Annotated in this window: 17 protein-coding genes; 9 read left to right on the plus strand and 8 right to left on the minus strand. The window is 53.7% G+C overall.

Annotated features, from left to right (window positions below; translation table 11 throughout):
- Positions 1-76: 76 nt before the first annotated feature.
- From TALK_RS10645 to TALK_RS10655, 3 genes are read right to left on the minus strand one after another with little or no spacing between them, the layout of a single operon-like run.
- The gene (locus tag TALK_RS10645; RefSeq protein WP_139833788.1) at positions 77-823 is read right to left on the minus strand and encodes an HdaA/DnaA family protein; all 747 of its coding nucleotides are present in this window, start codon (positions 821-823) and stop codon (positions 77-79) included.
- A 7-nt stretch (positions 824-830) separates the two neighbouring features.
- Positions 831-1,940, minus strand: coding sequence for an AI-2E family transporter (locus tag TALK_RS10650; protein ID WP_085618633.1), 1,110 nt, complete (start codon positions 1,938-1,940; stop codon positions 831-833).
- A 46-nt stretch (positions 1,941-1,986) separates the two neighbouring features.
- A complete protein-coding gene (locus tag TALK_RS10655; protein ID WP_245829833.1) occupies positions 1,987-3,111 on the minus strand; it encodes a DUF2066 domain-containing protein in 1,125 nt (374 codons plus the stop codon).
- Between the two features lie 401 nt (positions 3,112-3,512).
- On the opposite strand from TALK_RS10655, the gene purM reads away from it, so the two are divergent.
- Entirely contained in the window at positions 3,513-4,586 is a 1,074-nt protein-coding gene (gene purM, locus TALK_RS10665; RefSeq protein ID WP_085618639.1) for a phosphoribosylformylglycinamidine cyclo-ligase, read from the plus strand.
- On the plus strand, positions 4,574-5,248 hold the full coding sequence (gene purN / locus TALK_RS10670) for a phosphoribosylglycinamide formyltransferase (protein ID WP_085618641.1): 675 nt from the start codon (positions 4,574-4,576) through the stop codon (positions 5,246-5,248). The genes purM and purN overlap by 13 nt, the downstream gene beginning before the upstream one ends.
- 91 nt (positions 5,249-5,339) lie before the next feature.
- Here the strand turns inward: purN and TALK_RS10675 are convergent, their stop codons facing one another.
- Entirely contained in the window at positions 5,340-6,845 is a 1,506-nt protein-coding gene (locus TALK_RS10675) for a hypothetical protein (RefSeq protein ID WP_139833789.1), read from the minus strand.
- 165 nt (positions 6,846-7,010) lie between these two features.
- Between TALK_RS10675 and TALK_RS10680 the strand changes: the two genes are divergently transcribed.
- Positions 7,011-7,391 carry a hypothetical protein gene (locus tag TALK_RS10680; protein ID WP_085618645.1) on the plus strand — a complete coding sequence of 127 codons (381 nt, stop codon included), beginning with the start codon at positions 7,011-7,013 and terminating at the stop codon, positions 7,389-7,391.
- Positions 7,392-7,515: 124 nt separating this feature from the next.
- Positions 7,516-7,644, plus strand: coding sequence for an aa3-type cytochrome c oxidase subunit IV (locus TALK_RS10685; protein ID WP_085618647.1), 129 nt, complete (start codon positions 7,516-7,518; stop codon positions 7,642-7,644).
- A 70-nt stretch (positions 7,645-7,714) separates the two neighbouring features.
- Here the strand turns inward: TALK_RS10685 and TALK_RS10690 are convergent, their stop codons facing one another.
- Positions 7,715-8,233 (minus strand): P-loop nucleotide/nucleoside kinase family protein, encoded by a 519-nt coding sequence (locus TALK_RS10690; RefSeq protein WP_085618649.1) that lies wholly within the window; start codon positions 8,231-8,233, stop codon positions 7,715-7,717.
- A 345-nt stretch (positions 8,234-8,578) separates the two neighbouring features.
- Here TALK_RS10690 and TALK_RS10695 point away from each other — a divergent pair, with 345 nt between their 5' ends.
- Both TALK_RS10695 and TALK_RS10700 read left to right on the plus strand, forming a co-directional pair.
- Positions 8,579-8,716 carry an aa3-type cytochrome c oxidase subunit IV gene (locus TALK_RS10695; protein ID WP_139833790.1) on the plus strand — a complete coding sequence of 46 codons (138 nt, stop codon included), beginning with the start codon at positions 8,579-8,581 and terminating at the stop codon, positions 8,714-8,716.
- Between the two features lie 194 nt (positions 8,717-8,910).
- Positions 8,911-10,962: a methyl-accepting chemotaxis protein gene (locus tag TALK_RS10700; RefSeq protein WP_139833791.1), complete on the plus strand. Its 2,052-nt coding sequence runs from the start codon at positions 8,911-8,913 to the stop codon at positions 10,960-10,962.
- A 127-nt stretch (positions 10,963-11,089) separates the two neighbouring features.
- On the opposite strand, the gene ndk is transcribed toward TALK_RS10700, so the two are convergent.
- Positions 11,090-11,512: a nucleoside-diphosphate kinase gene (ndk, locus tag TALK_RS10705; protein WP_085618655.1), complete on the minus strand. Its 423-nt coding sequence runs from the start codon at positions 11,510-11,512 to the stop codon at positions 11,090-11,092.
- Positions 11,513-11,907: 395 nt separating this feature from the next.
- Between ndk and TALK_RS10710 the strand changes: the two genes are divergently transcribed.
- Positions 11,908-13,818 carry an ABC-F family ATP-binding cassette domain-containing protein gene (locus tag TALK_RS10710; RefSeq protein ID WP_085618657.1) on the plus strand — a complete coding sequence of 637 codons (1,911 nt, stop codon included), beginning with the start codon at positions 11,908-11,910 and terminating at the stop codon, positions 13,816-13,818.
- A 129-nt stretch (positions 13,819-13,947) separates the two neighbouring features.
- On the opposite strand, the gene TALK_RS10715 is transcribed toward TALK_RS10710, so the two are convergent.
- On the minus strand, positions 13,948-15,927 hold the full coding sequence (locus tag TALK_RS10715; RefSeq protein WP_085618658.1) for a diguanylate cyclase domain-containing protein: 1,980 nt from the start codon (positions 15,925-15,927) through the stop codon (positions 13,948-13,950).
- Between the two features lie 406 nt (positions 15,928-16,333).
- Positions 16,334-16,972, minus strand: coding sequence for a VOC family protein (locus tag TALK_RS10720; protein WP_085618660.1), 639 nt, complete (start codon positions 16,970-16,972; stop codon positions 16,334-16,336).
- Here TALK_RS10720 and TALK_RS22005 point away from each other — a divergent pair.
- Positions 16,955-17,266, plus strand: coding sequence for a hypothetical protein (locus TALK_RS22005; protein WP_139833792.1), 312 nt, complete (start codon positions 16,955-16,957; stop codon positions 17,264-17,266). The two genes, TALK_RS10720 and TALK_RS22005, sit on opposite strands and share 18 nt — an antisense overlap.
- Before the next feature lie 110 nt (positions 17,267-17,376).
- Entirely contained in the window at positions 17,377-17,991 is a 615-nt protein-coding gene (locus TALK_RS10725) for a GNAT family N-acetyltransferase (protein WP_085618663.1), read from the plus strand.
- Positions 17,992-18,016: the final 25 nt, after the last annotated feature.

Genomic DNA, 18,016 nt, shown 5'->3' on the forward strand with positions numbered 1-18,016 from the left:
TGATCCGTTTTAGGAGATGTTAGAATGGGGACTGTAAACCCCAACTACAACAGACGTTTCTCAATTAATTCGATTTTTATTGGCCGTCCATCACGGACCGAACCAATGGTAACGTCACCGCGCGTTTTTCGGCCAATGCCTGACGATCAATTGCCGCCACCAAATCGGCCAATGCAACAAAGGATCTTTCGATCCGCGGCAGGATATAGGCAATGATTTGCGGGCTGGCCGGGATTTGCCGATCCGAAAACAATTTGATCAAAAGCCCGACCATCAATTCATCATCGGGCGGGGAAATTTCGCAGACCAGTGCCGCCCCCAAACGCGATTTCAAATCCGGCAAATCAACTTTCCAGCGCGCCGGGGGCTGTTGCGCTGTCATCAACATATGCCCGCCGCGTTCTTTGAGCATGTTGTAAAGATGAAAACACACGGTTTCATCAAGACCCGCATCAGCATCTTCAATCACAAGGCCCTGGGCATCCCCCAAAAGAACATCCGGGTTTGCCCCGACAAGATCACGCCCCAAAACACTCCGGGCTGCTGATCGTGCCCGCCAGACTTCCGCCAGATGGCTTTTGCCCGATCCCCTTGGCCCATAAAGGCAAAGTGCCGGTACAGGCCAATCTGGCCAATGATCGATCCAGGCAACAGCTTCGCGGTTACATTTGGCGACCATGAAATCGGCCCGCCCCAATGCCGGGCGCAGCTCCAGCGCAAGCGGCAATTGCTGCGGCGCGGCGTTCGGCAATCCGCCCTGCGGATCGTTTTCCGGGTCGCGGGCCGTCACATCAGATGCCATCTTTTTGGTCGCGCGGGTCACTATATTTTCAACTCTTCGCGTCTTCTGTCGGTTCTTGCAACGATGTGTGTCGTGCCTGATCCGAGCCATGATCATATAAACGACTACTCAGATACTGCCTTAATCCATAACGCACAAGCACGCCGATCACCGCCGCCACCGGAACCGCAAGCATCACGCCCAGCAATCCAAATACGGCACCGCCCGCCAGCAAGGCAAACATCACCCACACCGCATGCAGCCCGACCTTGTCCCCGACCAGTTTCGGCGTCAGGAAATTACCTTCCAGCAATTGCCCGATCCCAAACACCATCGCGACAAGTGCCAAATCAACACTTGGCCCAAATTGCGCAAGCGCAACCCCCATACCAATCGCAAATCCGGCAATCATCCCGAAATACGGCACAAACGATACAAGCCCGGTCATCAACCCGATGACAAAGCCAAACTCCAACCCGACAAAGGTCAGGCCAATCGCATAAAACAGGCCCAGCAACAGGCAAACTGTCGCCTGCCCGCGCACAAATCCGGCCAGTGTTTCATCAATTTCAGATGCGCATTGGCGGATATCCTTGGCAGATCGTCGCGGCAGATATCCATCAATCTTGGCAACGATCTTGTCCCAATCGCGCAACAGGTAAAATGACACCACCGGGGTAATGAACAACAGGCTGATGAAGTTCAACAATGCCAAACCGCCCGACAACACATTGGTCAGGATATTACCAACCCATTTGATCGCGGTTGCTGTCTGGCCTTTGACCGAATCCGATATGCCAGCAAGCGTTTCAGGCGCGATCCGATCGACAATATGCTGCACATACGGGCCAACCGTTATCCGCAACGCATCAACATAGCCCGGCAATCTTTCAAGGAAACCGGCAAGCTGGCTGCCGATCATCGGCACGACCAGCAACAGAACAAAGATAAACACCAGGAAGAACAGGAACGTGATGATCGTTGTCGCCACAGTCCGGTTAAACCCGCGTTCTTCCAGCCGGTCTGCCAGCGGATCAAGGAAATAGGCAATCGCCATCCCGGCCACAAATGGCAACAGGATCCCGGAAAACAGCCAAACCAGAAAAAAGAAGCCGACGACAAAAATCAGCCAGAAACGTGCCTGCTGCCGAAAAGTCATATCCACTTATTCCTTCGCTTGCGCTGAAATCAGGTCATGAATGAACCTAACCGCCGGTCGACAAACCCTGCAACCGGTCGGTTCCGGCGGGCTGAATAAACCACAAATCACCCATCTGGCTCAGGCTAAGATTCTGCTGTGCCAAGGCGGTGCGCAATTGCTCGACCGATCCGACATATTCAAGCGCCAATTGCACTTCGCGCCGCGACATCGCCACAACGCGGCTGGCGCGGACCACCGGCAAATCAAAAATCCGGCTCTCGATCTTGGCCCAATCGGCAAGGCCGGTAATCGGAACAAACACCATCAAGGTCCCGCCAGTGCCATAATTGATCAGGTTCGCCCGTTTCCAGCCATCTGCGATCTGGTCCTGCACGCTCTTGGCGGCTCGAACCAGCGTCTCATTCAGACTTTCACCGGCAACCGTTGTTTCGCGCACGCCAAAAATCTGCGGCGCGCCGCTTGGCTCATAACGTGTTGCGGTAACGTCAACAACCTCCGCCCCGGCATCCCCGGTAACGGTCGCGCTGGCAACCACGGAGACATTCGCCCCGTATCGACGCGCCAGATTGTTCAAACGATCCATCGCACCATTTTCGGCCTGCTCGGCGGAAACGGTTCCGATATCCTGCAAATCGCCAATCGGCGCCTTGATCGGCACCAGACCACTGGTCGCGACATTGCGGCTCCAGATATCGCGCCAGGGATTGGGATCATCCCACAGGCTGATATAGCCGCCCGAATGATAGACCGGCACAATGATCACCGGTTTGGATTGGACTTCGGCAAAGGAAACATCGCGGAACCGCATATAATTGCGAAGCTCGGTTTCCTTGAACCGCACCGTCATATCGGCGATATAACGCACCGACGATGTTTTCTCGTTCGATACACCGAAATCGCGGACCATATTGTTGATATCGGATTGATTAGGCGTGCCAAGGCGGCTGCGATCTTCTGGCAAGGCCAGACGCGCGACGATTTCATCAAAGGCGCGGCGTTGACCAATGGCAAGCGCCTGATCACGCGCAGCCGCGGCTGTTTCCGCACTTTCATCAACATGCACCCCCGATACCGTAAAGATATCCTGTGCAAATGCCGGAAAAGACAATGACGCCGAAACACCGACGATCCCCGCCAGCAACCTGATTTTTCTAAATCCTCTAAGCACGTTTGCCTCTTTGCCCATTTTATGATGGTTCAATGCTCTTTGTGGCATGTACCGGGGTTTTATTCCATGAATATGATTGCATTGTGGTGCCTGCCCCCAAGCATTCTGGAAAGAAAACCCTCCCATGCGCAGCTGATCATTGCATATTGCCCACGTTTGAGTATTTTCGGGCCAGCGGAAATTATCAAGCCCGCGTTTTTTATCAGCACGACGCACTCGCCGTGATCCTTGATCTGATTAAAGGCGTCACTATGGCGGTATGACCGGGGTCTATGGCTTTGCCAAACCCGGAACATCGCCCAAAGCGTCACAGCGGTGACACTTTAAAGTCGGTGCGTCCTGATAAAAAACGCGGGTTTCCCGCTTTGTTTTATCCATGCGCTTAAGCCGAGGATCACCGAATGACCACCTCCAACGGCCTTACCTATAAGGACTCCGGTGTCGATATTGATGCTGGCAATGCCCTTGTCGATGCCATCAAACCGCTGGCCAAAGCAACCACGCGTACCGGTGTGACCGGTGGTCTGGGGGGATTCGGCGCTTTGTTCGACCTCAAAGCCGCCGGGTATAACGATCCGGTTCTGGTATCTTGCACCGATGGTGTCGGCACCAAGCTCAAAGTCGCCTTCTTGGCTGACAAGCACGATACCGTCGGCATCGACCTTGTCGCCATGAGTGTCAATGACCTTGTCGTTCAGGGCGCAGAACCGCTTTTGTTCCTTGATTACTTCGCCACCGGCAAACTCGCTGTCGATAAGGCAACCGACGTTGTCGCTGGCATTGCCGAGGGCTGCAAACAGGCTGGCTGTGCCTTGATCGGCGGCGAAACGGCCGAAATGCCGGGCATGTATGCCGACGGCGAATATGATCTGGCCGGTTTCGCGGTTGGTGCGGCGGAACGCGGTGAACTGCTGGATGGCAGCACCGTTGCCGAAGGCGATGTGATCCTTGGCCTGGCCTCAAGTGGTGTGCATTCCAACGGCTATTCGCTGGTCCGCAAGGTTGTTGACCGCGCCGGTCTTGGTTACGCCGATGATGCCCCGTTCGCGCCGGGCAAAAAAGTCGGCGAGGCCCTGCTGGAACCGACCAAGATTTATGTCAAAAGCTGTCTGGCGGCGCATAAGGCCGGTCTGGTCAAGGCATTTGCCCATATTACCGGTGGCGGTTTGACCGAAAACGTCCCGCGTGTTCTGCCTGAAAACCTGACCGCTGTTTTTGATGCCAATGGCTGGGAATTCCTGCCGATCTTTAAATGGCTGTCCAAAGAAGGCGGCATTCCGTCGGTTGAAATGGCACGCACCTTTAACTGCGGCATTGGCATGTGCGTTGTGGTTCCGGCCGATAAAGCCGACGAAGCCGAAGCCTTGCTGCGCGAACACGGCGAAACCGTCAGCCAGATCGGTGTGATCGGCCCGCGTGCCGGGGATGGCCCACAGGTCATCATCAAAAACATGGGCGTTGCATGGGAAAAGTAACGCCCTTAAAGCTCGCCGTTCTGGTTTCGGGCGGCGGGTCCAACCTTCAGGCCATCATTGATGCCTGCAAGGCATCTGATTACCCGGCCGAAATCGTTCTGGTGTTTTCCAACCAGCTTGACGCTGGCGGGCTTGACCGCGGCCGTACTGCGGGTATCCGGACCGAAGCAATTTCGCACAAAGGCTATGCTGGCGGCCGCGAGGCCTATGACACCGCCGTCAGTGCATTGATCGAAGAAACCGGGGCTGATCTTGTCGTGCTGGCGGGGTATCTGCGCTTGGTCAGCACCAGCTTTGTCCAACGCTGGCAAGGCCGATTGATCAATATCCACCCGTCGCTTCTGCCCAGTTTCAAGGGCCTGCATGTCCATCAGGCCGCCCTTGATGCCGGGGTCAAGTTTACCGGCTGCACCGTGCATTACGTGGTGCCAGAGGTCGATTCCGGCCCGATCATCGCCCAGGCCGTCGTCCCGGTCCTGCCCGGTGATGATGCGGGAACACTCGCCCAGCGCATCCTTAAACAGGAACACCGCATCTATCCACAGGTGATCCGCTGGATCGCCGAAGGCCGCGTTTCAACCAATGATGCCGGTATCGTCACCATCGCCGATGCCACCGCCCCCGACTTCGCACAAATCAACCCGGTGCCTGAACCGAATTGACTGCGCCTGTGGCGGGCGTTCCACAAATGGTTTTAAGGGGTGGGCAAATGTCCGCCCCTTTTTTTATGTGCCCCAAACATGCCCCAACCGGTTAGTTCCCGCTCAGCGCTTTAAACTGCGCATCACACATTTTCTTCAGACTGTCGGGCAGCTTGGCATTTTCCTTATCCGTGGAATAATCCGCACAAAGTCCCAATGCCTTCAATGTCACATCACGGTCTTTCGCGGCAACCTGCTGCGCCAGAATTTCTTTTTCGGCTGTCATCCGCTGAACCCGAAGATTGGTGCTTAAACTGACAAGCTGTTTGACCTTGTCAGGATCGGCCAGAACCTTTTTACAGGTATCAATCAGCGGCGATGAAAAATTTGCGCCGCTAACCCCGACCAAGGCCGCCGCACCTGATCCGCGGGCCGATTTCAATCGAACCAACTCTTGTTGCGCCAAAGCAAGATCCCTTTTTTGATCCATCAGATCGCTCTGACTGGCGGTACGCTCACTTTCCGGAAGCAGCAAATCAGCGGAAGTCTTGGCAACTTCTTTGTCAAGCCTCTCAACAAATTCCTCCTGATCTGCTATCTGCGCATCAAGCTCGGCAAAAACCACATCAAACGAATTCTCCTTTACGGCGGCCAATTGCTCTGCCCGCTCTGCAAGCGTCGGCGCATAATCAAGCGCTGAAATACAGGCATCAATCAAAGTGCCGCTCTGATCATCGGAAATGAAATTCTGCTGAATGCGTTCAAGTGTACGGGCGATTTCCACCCGATGCTCCGAATTGATCGCAACCGTCGCTCCGCCGGGCACCGAAACCGGTCCCGAAACCGCCGCCCCACTGCCCTTGAACGCATAAAGCAGGTTCATCCCCTGCCGGGCGGCGACAAGCTCGGTCTGTTTGGCCACAACATCATAACGCGCAGCTTCGCGTTCGCCTTCCTTGATATTGGCACTGTCTTTGGCCAGAACCGCCTTTTCGTGATCAACTGCCGCCTGATAAGCCTTTTGCGCAGCCGCCAATTCGGTGCGCGCCTTTTCAATGTCTTCTTCGCTGCCGGTCGTGCCCCCGCCATAGGATGCATTGCCGCCCAGTGCCGCCAAATCACGGCCAAACGCCCCGGCGGCCATTTCCCCCATCATCAAGGACACCATCTTGCGATCAAGCTTGCTCAGCCGGACTGAATAGGTCGTGGCACTGACCGCGCCATTGGCATAGCTGCGGCACAAATCAGAAAATTCGTCGCGCAATAACATCACCGTCGCCAGCCGCTCCCCAAGCTGGGCAATGCTTTCGACCGATGAATGACCAACTTGCGCCCCAACTTCATCGCCACTTGAAAGGCTGACATTGGCCGCTGCACTCAAACTTTCCGAAAGGGCTTTGGCAATATCGGGACTGGGCTCCGGGCACACCACATGCTCTGGGCTAATAAAACCACGGACCTGATGCCCCTTCACATCACGGTCAATCGTCAACCGGCTGGCTGCATCCGACACCACGATCTGATCCTGCGTCGATTTGACGGTTTTAACCTGAATCCCCCCACCGCACCCCGATACCGTTAAAACCGCAACCAAGGCCGATGCCACTCCGATCCGCATTGTCTTGCCCCCAAACCCCCAAGTTGAAACATGCAAAAACATTAATTCAATCCAAGATAGAATATCAAGGGAAAATACCGACATCAAAACCCGGTCTCTCGGCCATAATATGCCCTTTTTTGCCAATCATTCTTGCCTTCCCGTCCCCTAACCGGCTGATCTCAGATGAAAACAAACTACCTTGGCCCGCATATAGCGCCGCGCATCACCTCCATCACCATTTTCCTGACCATGGCTTTGATGTTGCCGGGGGTGTTGCTCGTAACACCGGCCAATGCGACGGCACAGAAAACCGGTTCCGACTGGACAGAAAAGAAATGCACGCTCTATCAGCAATTCCGCGATCAAACACAGGCCCCTTTAAAACAAGATGACCTTGGCGCTGAGTTCCTGCAAAACGAGGCTGCATTTGTTGCTTCGGGCTGTACTGCACGCAGTTACGTCTGCCCGATCAGCGCAGCGGAACTGAAATATGCCAACACCATGTCGCTTCTGATGATGAACGCGGGTGCAACCGGGTCATTCCTGCCCTATGCCTGCAATTAACGCATAGGTTGGGCATCTGCGAACACCATAGGCTAAAAGGATGATATTACCGGTTAATCTGCGCCTTGCATCGCAACAACTTCGCGTCTATACACTGGAGAAATTCTAAACGCAGGAGGTTATTTTGCAGGGTAAAGATTACGAACTGACCAACACCCATGTCGATATTTATAACGGCTTCACGGTCTTCATGAAATGGGGCACTCTTTCAGTGATCGGCGTTCTGATCCTGATGGCGATCTTCCTGCTGTGATCTGCATCTGACGGATGCATTGATCCACGAAATTCAAAAAGCTGCCGGTTTTGGCAGCTTTTTTTATGTCTCAGATAATCTCTGTCTCATAGGTCACGATATCAAATCCTTCTTCGGCCTGGGGTGGCACGAAATACGACGATATCTGATCAAACTGTGCATCACTGGTGGCAAAGGCATGCGCCCCCGTCTGATTGCGCTGGCGTAACCGCGCCTTGCACCGCTCATCAGGCAGGTTCAGGAAATGAAGCCGATGATCCGCCCCGCCATCCTTGCAAACATCGCGCATCCATTGGCGAAGCCCCGGTGTATTGGCCGGAAAATCAAGCACAACCGAAACCCCCGATGCCAGCAACATACTGACATGTGGCCCCATCACCGCCCGAAGCTTCTTCGACATTCTTACATAATCACCCATGGTTCGCATCTGATCGCCAAACAGCGCGTAAAGCCATTCATCCTCGCAAATCAGAACGTTTCCCGGCTGCCGCGCCAGTTCCGCCGCAAGCGTCGATTTCCCGGCGGCAATCTTGCCGCAAAACAGATGCAGTATCGGCCGGTCGGCACGCAGTGGGGATGTTGAGATCATCGTCGTATCTCCTTGGTTTTAAAGTCCTGACAAACCGGAAGACAGACATAAAAAAACCCGCCTAACCGGCGGGTGGATTGGTGCAGTCGACTGCGCCTACCCCGCCATTTTGGGAATGGCGGTAATAAACAGGACATTTCTGACTGCGCTGACGTTTTTCATCGCCCAAACATGACATGACAAAACCGGCCTGTCCACCGCCAGATCACGGCAACAAACGACAACTTATCAAAAGATATTCACCTCTGGGTTATTTAAAGCTAAGCTTTCGATGTTGTCTTGCTTGATAACAAGGGGCACGGCCCGCCGCCTGCCCATAAATCCGAAACAATCGGGGAGGAAGCCATGCAAGGAAGCGATTACGATACCCAACTGGTCGAAGTTCATGAACACGGCTGGCATAACTGGACCAAATTCGTCCTCTGGAGCATCATTGCCATCGTGGCGATACTGGCCTTAATGGCGGCATTCCTGATCGACTGATCTGAAAGTCTCATTTGCCCCAAGAATAGAAAAGCACCCTGCATCTGCGGGGTGCTTTTCTATTCTGCAACACAGATTGATCCCAATCTCCCCTCTGCCGAACAGGGTCCCCCTATTGAAACGCACCTTTTGCGGCTCCATCTGACTTAATTATATTTTGTAATATCTCTTATGAGACTTGGGGACCGTTCAGAGTGTTTAGCAAACTAAAAATCAGCACACGATTACTGATGGCATTTGTCACCATGGCCTTGGTAACAACAGTAACCGGCGCAACAGGTTTTTATTTCACGTCAAGTGTCGGCAAAGAAAGCGAGGTCGTCGCGATTGATCTGGCCCCGCTGGGCGATGCGGCAATGGAAATCAAACTGTCCGCGACCAAAGCCCATCTGTTATTTGAAGAAATCATGGCGGGCGATGAGAGCGAAGATATCAATGAGGTTTGGCAGCTTCTTGATGAAAGCAAATGGTACGCCAATGCCATCTTGAATGGCGACAGCAATGACGAAGGCCAGTTTCGCCCCACCCAAAGCCCCGAAGTTCAGGCCAAGATGGGGCTTGTCATGGTTGCCATCAGCAGTTTCACCGCCACGGCGCGCGAACGCTATGCCATGCTTGCCGGCAAAGAAGGCGTTGGTACCGGCGCTGATCAGGAATTTGACGACCTGTACGAAAAATTACAGGATCAGCTTACAGCCTTGATGCCGACGGTCAAAAACAGCGGGCATCCTCAAATCATTCCGGCAATAGAGTCCATTGGCCTTGCCAAATTCCACCTCGCCAATGCCCATCTGTTTCTTGAAGAATTACTAAGTGGGGATGATGAAGTCGTCTTCGATGACGTTGCCGCAGACTTCAAAACCGCATTTGACATGATTTCAGCCATCAAAATTCCCGCGGCGGCAAACAATGTCAAACAACTGGCATCTGATATTTCCAAACTGGGAACGGCCGCACGATCCCGGCTGGACAACACATCCGGTACCGTTTCCGCTGGCAGCAAAGCCGACGCAAAATTCGATGAAAGTTTCAATAACTTCATCACGATTGCTGATGAGGCCGAGGAAATCATCCATGATGAAATGGATGCCGGTGTCAAAATCATGCAAAGCAAGGTCACGTCATCCAGCCTCAGCATGATCGTCATTACGCTGATCGGTTTTGCGCTTGCAATCCTGTTTGCGGTTTGGGCCCGCAAAAATATCACACACCGGATTACCGTCCTGTCACGCGATATGGGGCAGCTTGCCGCCCGAAACCTGAAAATTGAAATTCCGTTTATTAATGCTGCCGACGAAATCGGCGATATCGCCAGAACCGTCAATGTCTTCAAACAAGCCATGATTGACGCCAACACCGTTTCTGAAGAAAAAGACCGCGATCAACAGGAACGTGACCGTGGAAACCGCGAACGTGAGAACGCCATCCGCAAGTTCGACGGGGAAATCGCAACCGTCATTGCCGACGTCACAACATCGGTCAACCAGATTGGCAATACATCGGTTGTGATGACCGATGCTGCCCACGCCAACGCCTCGATGGCCGATGATGTTTCTGCGGCTTCCGCAACAGCCAATAGTAACGTCCAAACGGTTGCCGCCGCCGCCGACGAACTAAGCGCGTCGATCAACACGATCATCGATCAGGTCAACTCATCGTCAAAAATATCTGACGAAGCCGTCGAACAGGCCCGACATACCAACGAACTGGTCGAAGGGCTTGCCGCCTCGGCATCTCAAATTGGCGAAGTTCTGGGACTTATTTCCGATATCGCCAGCCAAACCAATCTTCTGGCACTTAATGCAACAATTGAAGCCGCCCGCGCCGGAGAAGCCGGCAAAGGTTTTGCCGTGGTTGCATCCGAGGTCAAAAACCTTGCCACCCAGACCGCCCGTGCCACCGATGAAATTGGCAGCCAGGTTACCGGCATTCAAGAAGCAACAAAGGATGCCGTCACCGCCATTCAGGAAATTTCACGCATCATTTCAAGTATGAGCGAGATTTCAGCATCCATTGCGGCGGCGATGGAACAACAGGGCAGCGCCACCAATGAAATCGCCACCAGTGTTGCAAATGCATCGGATGGAACAAATGTGGCGTCGCAGAAATCAATTGATATCCGGGCTGCAACTGAAAGCAATCTTCATCGCGCGGATGAATTGTCGAAAGCGGCCAAAACACTTGAAACCAGCACCCTGTCGCTTCGGACATCGGTTGACGGCTTCCTGGCCGATGTGCGGACCTAGACCAAGCACATCATAGCCTGCAACATCCATTCCGTTCCCGGACGGGGAAAATCATAAAAAAAGCGCCCTTGCAAATGCGGGGCGCTTTTTTATCTGACAAAGCCAGAAGCAGTCTATTTCGGATCGCTTAGCCGACGATTTCGGTCTGAGCAAAGAAATAGGAGATTTCGATTGCAGCATTTTCAAGCGAGTCCGAACCGTGGACCGAGTTCGCTTCGATGGATTCTGCAAACTGTTTGCGAATGGTGCCCTCATCGGCATTTGCCGGGTTGGTGGCGCCCATTACTTCACGATACGTGGCAACAGCGTTTTCGCCTTCCAGAGCCTGGACAACGACCGGGCCGGAAATCATGAAGTCAACCAATTCGCCAAAGAACGAACGTTCTTTGTGAACGGCATAGAAGCCTTCAGCCTGCGCACGCGTCAAAGCGACACGTTTCTGCGCGACGATGCGAAGGCCTGCGTCTTCGATGACGGCATTGATTTTACCGGTCAGGTTGCGGCGCGTTGCGTCCGGCTTGATGATCGACAGAGTGCGTTCGACAGCCATTGGGTTCACCTAGCTACTTAAAAAAAATTCGGTACCAATATCGGACCTGCGGAAGATAAAAAAGCCGACGACAAAGCTTCCTTATCATCCGCAGACCCTAAGGTTGGCGGTATATAAACGCCCTTTAAACGCAACGCAACACATAGTTCGGTCCGCGCAATTCAGACCTGCGTTACCTGCATCTGCGGTTGAACCCCTTAAAACCCGGCGGGTTTCCCGCAAAACTGCGATTTACAGGCATTGGCACCCCCTACCCGGCACAGCCATACCCCATGATGACAGTTTCAAGAATCCTTGCGTTTGCGCCATCCCTGCCCTATTGAAAGCACAGATTTTCAAACGATTCTCTCTAATCCGGTCAAAACCGGTGCGGATATAAAAACGCGGACCCCGAAATGCTGCAAATTACCGACCTGACCTACCGCATTGGCGGACGTATGATCCTTGATCATGTCACGCTGACCGTGCCCGATGGCTATAAACTTGGCCTGATCGGGCGGAACGGGGCGGGAAAATCCACCCTGTTAAAACTGATTTCCGGGGAAATCGCGTCCGATGGCGGCGATATTACCATGTCGAACCGCACCCGCATGGGGGTTGTTTCACAGGAAGCCCCCGCCGGGTCGCGTTCCCTGCTTGAAACCGTTCTGGCCGCCGATACCGAACGGGCGGCCCTGCTGCACGAAGCCGAAACCGTCACCGATCCAAACCGCATTGGCGATATCTACACCCGTCTGGCCGATATCGATGCCCATACCGCCGAAGCGCGCGCCGCATCGATCCTGTCCGGTCTTGGTTTCGATGCCGATGCCCAGCGACGCCCCTGTGACGATTTCTCGGGCGGCTGGCGCATGCGTGTTGCCCTTGCGGCAACCCTGTTCTTGCAGCCAGACCTGCTGCTGCTTGACGAACCAACCAACCACCTTGATCTTGAAGCCACCATCTGGCTTGAAAACTATCTGATCAACTATCCCGGCACCATCGTCCTGATCAGTCATGACCGCGACCTTCTGAACAAGGCGGTCAAACAGATCGCCCATCTGACAGATGGCAAGGTCACGATGTATGGCGGCAATTACGACAAATTCGCCAAGACGCGCCGCGAACAGATGGAACTGGCGTCCAAGCATTACGAAAAACAGGTCGCCCAGCAAAAACACATCCAGTCGTTTATTGACCGCTTCCGCGCCAAGGCCAGCAAGGCCAAACAGGCGCAAAGCCGGATCAAGATGCTGGAAAAAATGGGCCCGGCGATTGCCGTTGTCGAAGACCGCAGCATTTCGTTCGACTTCCCAAGCCCAAAAGAACTGCCGCCGCCCCTGATCAATATCCATAACGGCGACGTCGGCTATTCCGAAGGCAACCCGGTGCTCCGCAATATCAGCCTGCGTATTGATATGGATGACCGCATCGCGCTTTTGGGCGCCAATGGTAACGGTAAATCGACACTGGCCAAACTTCTTGCCAACCGGCTTGAACTGATGGCTGGCGAAAAGATTTCATCGAACAAACTGCGCATTGGCTATTTTGCCCAGCATCAAACCGATGAACTGCGCGGCGATGAAACCCCGTATCAACACATGGCATCCCTGATGCCTGATGTGATCGAACATAAAGTCCGCGCCCAGCTTGGCCGCTTTGCCTTTGAAGGCCAAAAAGGCGACACCAAGGTCAAAGACCTGTCGGGCGGCGAAAAAGCCCGCCTGCTGTTTGCGCTCATGACCCTTGATGCCCCGCATATGCTGATCCTCGATGAGCCGACCAACCATTTGGACATCGACAGCCGCGATGCGCTGAACCATGCACTAAACGCCTACGAAGGCGCTGTCATCATCATCAGCCACGATCCGTATTTGATCGAAGCCTGTGCCGATCGCCTGATCCTTGTTGCCGATGGCGGGGTCAATGCCTTTGACGGCGACGTCGCCGAATATCGTCAGTACCTTTTGAACCGGGCGCGTGATGAACGCCGTGCGGATAAAGCCGAAGCCAACGAAAACGGCACCGCCACCAAACCCGAAGAAAAAGGCAACCGCAAAGCCTTGCGCCAGCAGGCTGCCGAAAAGCGCAAAGCCGCCGCCCCGATCAAGCGCGAGGTTGAAAACCTTGAAAAGCAGATGGAAAAGCTGGCCGCACGCCGCGACAAGATCAAAGAAGAAATGGCCGATCCGGCGCTCTACGAACCCAGTAACGCCGATCGTCTGACCGCCCTGCAAAAAGACCTCGGCAAGATCGAAAACGACCTTGCCCAGACCGAAAGCCGCTGGATGGAAAAGCAGGAAGAATACGATCAGAAAGTGGCGTAAAGCCCCATCTTCTATCACCGGGCCCCGGCAAACTGCCATTTCCGACCCAGCCCACAGGTCCTTGATAAAAAGCCAGCCCGATTAACCGGGCTGGCTTTTTGTTATCATCCTTCAAACCGCAGAATACGGTTAATGCGCGGTCCGCTGTTCGCGTTCTTCAATCGACTTGCGTGTTCGCTTTTGCTGAGACATTGCGCTATCGGCAAAACCAAACAATGTGGCAACGTCGCGACTGTCATTGGGGAAAATAGAAATCCCAATGCTGGCACTTATCTTGATGGTAATGCCATCCGTTTCGATCTTGCGCTGGATCGCCGCGGTCACCTTCTGCGACACCCAATCTGCCTCTTCCGGGTTTTTGATATCACTGACAATAATCGCAAATTCATCCCCACCAAGTCGGGAAACCGTGTCGCCATGGCGCACTGTATTCGTAATCCGCTGTCCGACAGTGGTCAGAACAACATCGCCAACCTCGTGCCCGTAACGGTCATTGACCGGTTTAAATGCATCCAGATCGATATAAAGAACGGCAATCATATGGCCTTCTTTTTCGGCATGGGCACAGGCAACTTCAAGACGGTCTTCAAACAACGGCCGGTTCGGAAGCCCGGTCAGGGCATCATGATTGGCCAGCCGCCAAAGTTCCTTGGCATTTTCCATATGGTGCGAAATATCAACGCCCATCTCGACAAAGCTGACCGCCTCGCCATTTTCATTGCCAATCGCGCTGACCACCACATTGGAATAGAAAAAATCACCGCTTTTGCGACGATTGCGAACCTCGCCTTCCCAAATACCATTCGACCGGGCGGCCATCAAAATATCATCGAGATTTTCGGTGTTTTCACGCGCCGCCCGAAGAAATGACAACGGTTGTCCAACCGCCTCGGTTGGCAAATAGCCGGTCATGGCGGTAAAGCCCGGATTAACCGTCTTGATAATCCCCGCCTTATCCGTCACCACAACGCTGTTTTTTGAAACCTTCAACACCTGTGACGACAGGCGGGCATCAAAACTGTCGGCAAGTTGGCGTTGGCGGGTCCAGGCAAATGCGGCACTTCCGACCGCAATCAGCACAATAAATGCGATTGAAATCGTCACCATCATCGACCGTTGCGGCCATAAAAGCGCGTCCAGCACATCTGGTGCCACACGGGCCCCGATATAAAGGTTCAATCGGCTGCTGGCTTCAGCATCATCGCTCAGCAACACCGAAAGCGACCGACTGCTGTCGCGCATCATGAACATATCGGCCACACCAAGCTTCTGCACGGTGAACAGGCCATTCTCGGTCTGGAAACTTTGCAATCCCAACCGTATATTTTCCCAGCCTTCGCTGTACCGGTCGACAATAGATGCCGGATCGTCCCCCAGCACCATCGACCAGTTTTCCTCCCGATTGCCCCCCCGTATCCAATTGCCTTCCTGATCAAGGACAAAGGGTTGGGCATGTCCGGCGGCAAGTGGTGCAAGCACATCGTCAAACAGCGGTGTCGCCCGCAAGTTCAGGACAATCACCCCTTGGTGATCCCCCAAACGGTCAAAAACCGGGGCCGAAAGGCGAATGACCGGTTTTATCGGGCGTTCGATTTCACCCAATTCACGATTAAGATCGATACCGGAAATATATACCGTTCCACGGGGCGCACCTGCGACCAACCTGAAATACGGCCTGTCTGCTTTATCCTGAAGATCACGGCCCGGAACAATATAAGGAACACCGCCGCCGTAATTGACCCGGACAGTTTCTTTTCCATCGTTGTCGATGAACCGGATCTGGTCATAGACCATGCGGCGTTGGGAAAACAGGACATATTCCTCGCCAAGTCGGGCAAATGACGATGTCCCGTCAAAGGTCGCGTCAAGGCTAAGGCTTTCCGACAAGATCAAAAGATCGGAAACGACATTGCCAATTTTTTCCTGCAACTCAGACAGTGATTTTTCAAGATTAAATTTCTGCTCGTCGGAAACCGTTTTCAATCGTGTAGAACTGCCATCCCACACCAGAAACGTCATCAACAGGCCAAAAACCGTACAAAGGGGAATAAAGCAAATCAGGAACGATTTGATATAACCTGCATTGCCTATGCCACGACGGAACTTCATTCAATCACCTACCATCTGCCTACTAACCATAGATGGGCCCGGCAGGCGATTTTACACGCTTCAGACCCTTAAATTTTCCAACTTATAATTTCAAACCATACCCTGATCCCTCGCGCATACAAGTATAACTCCACGCCATCCTCCAAAATCTGTTCCCAATATCCCTTCCCCCTGAACCATACCGGCCCGATACACTACCAAAGGATGCACAACCCTTTATCGCCCGGCCTCTCGCCCCGCACCATTTCCGAAATATACGGCCATCATCCCCCCGCAAACTCGGCGGTCCTGACCCTCCGCGGTCATACCGCGCTTCGCGAAAAACGCATCGACCGGCGCCCGCCCGGTTGCCGCCTGACCACCCCCGCTATCCGTTCAATGGAACCGGTACAGTTTTAAATCCGGCTCAGTTCAGCTCTTTCAAACCGGTCGGGGTTTCGATTTGTGCGCGATAACGAACATCAGCCCCCCGGACAACCACAGGCGGCCGATCTATCGAAAGCTCGCAATACAGCGCCTCGATGGAAGCTGGATCGGGATGTTCAAGGATCATCGAAAGAAGACACGCCCCAAAATCGGGAATATCGGCCATAGATGTCGGATCATCCTGATGATCAATAATCGACGGCACGCCACCATCCAGAGGCAACGATCCATTCGCCGGGATGGCAAAGGCAAAAGTCGGGTTCACCGTCGGCAAAAGAACCTTCTCGCCAAAAATCGCGCCATGGGTTGAAACAAGGGCATCAATCGTCTCTGTCGCAGCAACCCAGCCTCTCAAACGACGGCCATCCTCCCAATCCGACCTGATCCTGTCCTGATCATCCAGACCAAACCAGCGTGCTCTGCCCGGCGCAATACCGTCCGGGTTCAGCGCCACAATTTCCAGATAAACATTGTTGCCAAGCTGAAGCCGGTGATTATGCGTCCCCATATAATCGTGGCACGTCCCGAACGGCACGTCGAGATCAAGACAATTCCGAACATGCCTCACGCCTTCGGCCAATGATGGCGCGATAACGGTAATATGATCAAGTTTCAGCATGCTTGGGGAAAACTCCGATGCAAGACCGCTCAGTTAAGGTTTATCGACGATCAATCTCTGATTGCATTTGAAACATTTGATCCGTCGTTTGGTTTTTTAATCAACCAATTTCAAACAAGAGGAAAAATTGGCGGTTCATTTATCCGTTTGCCTGCCGCCATCGCCCCCGATCAGGCCCGCGCTACCATCAGGGCAAAGGCAATTGCCGCAATTTGTGTTGTTTCGATATTTTTTTGCCAATTAAGGCACCGTAAAGCTTGCGAAAGACGATTTTTGGCACAGATGATCATTTGATACTTTGACAGAAACTTTGTTCTTTCGATATCAGCGGCGCAGACGGTATGCCGCCCCCAAATCCATTCTGAAACCGGTCGGTAGCCTGGCCGGAAGTGCGGAGTAAACCGATGCGAACACCCGAACTGCCCCCACGCCTTGAAAGCAAACGCTTTGTCTTGCGTGATTTCACCGAAACCGACCGCGCTTCTTTTGTCAAATACCGCATGGATTCGCGCTATCGCGCCCTGCATGGACAGGATTCCAGCAAGAAAACCCGCCTGTCAACAAACGCCCTGTTTGACCGTTTTCTTGCCTGGCAGCACGATGTGCCACGCCGCAATTACCTAATCGGGATTTTTGATAAATCCACCGGCGCACTGGTTGGCTGCACCGGGCTTCGTGGTGACGGCCTGCCGATTGACACGGCTGTTTTTTCCGTCGAACTGGCCCCCGATCATTGGCCGCATTACCGCATCGCCGTCGAAGCCAGCATGATGCTGGTTTCCTATGGCTTTCGCGTTCTGGATCTTGCGGCAATTGTCGGCGACACCGCCAGCAGCCACAAACGCATCACCAAACTGGCCCGCTGGTTCGGCGCTGAAATCACAGCCGAACATACCTATTCCTATTGGATGGAAACCCCCGACGCCAACACCCCCCTTCCGGCTTTTGACCAAAACATCCACACCATCAATACCCCCGCCACAAATCCCCCCTGTAAAGACCTTTGCCAAGAAGCATAGCCTTGACCAAGCCATCGGTTCATCG

This window comes from Thalassospira alkalitolerans, from assembly GCF_002115745.1.
Lineage (GTDB): Bacteria > Pseudomonadota > Alphaproteobacteria > Rhodospirillales > Thalassospiraceae > Thalassospira > Thalassospira alkalitolerans.

Excerpts from the sequence above, each read along its gene's own strand:
- TALK_RS10690 (WP_085618649.1), bottom strand. The coding sequence starts at position 8,233 with ATGATCTCAACATCCCCACTGCGTGCCGACCGGCCGATACTGCATCTG.
- ndk (WP_085618655.1), bottom strand. The coding sequence starts at position 11,512 with ATGGCTGTCGAACGCACTCTGTCGATCATCAAGCCGGACGCAACGCGC.
- TALK_RS10680 (WP_085618645.1), top strand. The coding sequence starts at position 7,011 with ATGAAAACAAACTACCTTGGCCCGCATATAGCGCCGCGCATCACCTCC.
- TALK_RS10710 (WP_085618657.1), top strand. The coding sequence starts at position 11,908 with ATGCTGCAAATTACCGACCTGACCTACCGCATTGGCGGACGTATGATC.
- TALK_RS10650 (WP_085618633.1), bottom strand. The coding sequence starts at position 1,940 with ATGACTTTTCGGCAGCAGGCACGTTTCTGGCTGATTTTTGTCGTCGGC.
- TALK_RS10725 (WP_085618663.1), top strand. The coding sequence starts at position 17,377 with ATGCGAACACCCGAACTGCCCCCACGCCTTGAAAGCAAACGCTTTGTC.
- purM (WP_085618639.1), top strand. The coding sequence starts at position 3,513 with ATGACCACCTCCAACGGCCTTACCTATAAGGACTCCGGTGTCGATATT.
- TALK_RS22005 (WP_139833792.1), top strand. The coding sequence starts at position 16,955 with ATGATCAAGTTTCAGCATGCTTGGGGAAAACTCCGATGCAAGACCGCT.
- purN (WP_085618641.1), top strand. The coding sequence starts at position 4,574 with ATGGGAAAAGTAACGCCCTTAAAGCTCGCCGTTCTGGTTTCGGGCGGC.
- TALK_RS10675 (WP_139833789.1), bottom strand. The coding sequence starts at position 6,845 with ATGCGGATCGGAGTGGCATCGGCCTTGGTTGCGGTTTTAACGGTATCG.
- TALK_RS10720 (WP_085618660.1), bottom strand. The coding sequence starts at position 16,972 with ATGCTGAAACTTGATCATATTACCGTTATCGCGCCATCATTGGCCGAA.
- TALK_RS10715 (WP_085618658.1), bottom strand. The coding sequence starts at position 15,927 with ATGAAGTTCCGTCGTGGCATAGGCAATGCAGGTTATATCAAATCGTTC.
- TALK_RS10695 (WP_139833790.1), top strand. The coding sequence starts at position 8,579 with ATGCAAGGAAGCGATTACGATACCCAACTGGTCGAAGTTCATGAACAC.